General features: G+C 63.9%; 1 protein-coding gene and 1 pseudogene. Both read right to left on the bottom strand.

All coding sequences use genetic code 11. The features are described 5' to 3' along the window. Positions 1-431 (bottom strand): annotated as a pseudogene (locus Q8K99_07075) (NADH-quinone oxidoreductase subunit B family protein). Positions 432-472: 41 nt separating this feature from the next. Next, positions 473-829 (bottom strand): NADH-quinone oxidoreductase subunit A, encoded by a 357-nt coding sequence (locus Q8K99_07070; protein ID MDP2182314.1) that lies wholly within the window; start codon positions 827-829, stop codon positions 473-475. Between the last annotated feature and the right edge of the window lie 299 nt (positions 830-1,128).

Here is a 1,128-nt window from a genome sequence, read left to right as displayed (position 1 = left end):
GCAAGGCGCTCCTCCGTCCGCTGCTTGATCTTCTCTTGGAGGCGGATGAATCCGTACTGCACGGCCTCTGGCCGCGGCGGACATCCGGGGACATACACGTCGACCGGGATGACCTTGTCCACGCCGAGGACCACGTTCGGATACGCGCGGAACGGCCCACCCGTGGAGGCGCACGCGCCCATCGCGACGACCCACTTCGGTTCGGGCATCTGGTCGTAGAGGATGCGCACCGTCTCGGCCATCTTCACGTTCACGGTACCGGCCACGATCATGACGTCGGCCTGCCGTGGGCTCGCGCGGAAGAACACGCCTAAGCGGTCGAAGTCGAACCGCGGACCGCTCGCACTCATGAGTCCCTCGATCGCGCAGCACGCGATGCCGAACGCGAGGTACCAGAGGCTGTTTCCCCGCGCGTAGTCGAACAGCTGCTCGCTTCTGATGAAAGCGATGGAGTGCTCGCCGCCGAATCGGTCTAGCGCCACGCGAGGGCTCCTTCCTTCCACGCGTAGGCGAGCCCGCCGCCGAGGATCGCCACGAAGATCGCCATCTCGACGAGCACGAACATCCCGAGACGTCCGAAGGCCACCGCCCACGGGTAGAGGAAGACCGTCTCGATATCGAAGATCAAGAACAGAAGCGCGTAGACGAAGTACCCGATGCGGAACTGCACCCACGGCGTGCCGACCGGCGCCTCGCCACACTCGTAAATCGCCGACTTCTCTTCGGAGGGCTTCGAGGGCGACAGCAACCCGGAGATCGCGACGGTGGCAACCACGAAGAGTGCGCCGATCACGACGAACGCCGCAAGTATGGGATAGTCGAGCGCCATGACTTCGATCCGCCGCCCTTCTGCCGAACGCGGTGCCTTGCAGACACGCTGTCCTGTCACCCGTTCGTGAGAGGATACGATAACGCTGCTATCAAGGTGTGCGACGAGGGCGACATCCCTGCCGCCCTCGCATGGTTCATCTGGAGCCGACGAGGGGATTCTGACCCCTGGCCCCCGCGACGAGAACACGTTTCCACAGTCCGCCCGCAGGTAATTCTGGACACTCTAGCAGATTCACAGTCACGACAGGTCCAGCGCTCGGTCAGCGCTCCACCCCTTGGGCCCTTTCGATCTCGCGA

The sequence above is a fragment of the Actinomycetota bacterium genome (genome assembly GCA_030682655.1).
Classification (GTDB): Bacteria; Actinomycetota; Coriobacteriia; order Anaerosomatales; family JAUXNU01; genus JAUXNU01.
The sequence above is the reverse complement of the archived record's forward strand: the minus strand, read 5'-3'. Positions and strand labels throughout refer to the sequence as shown.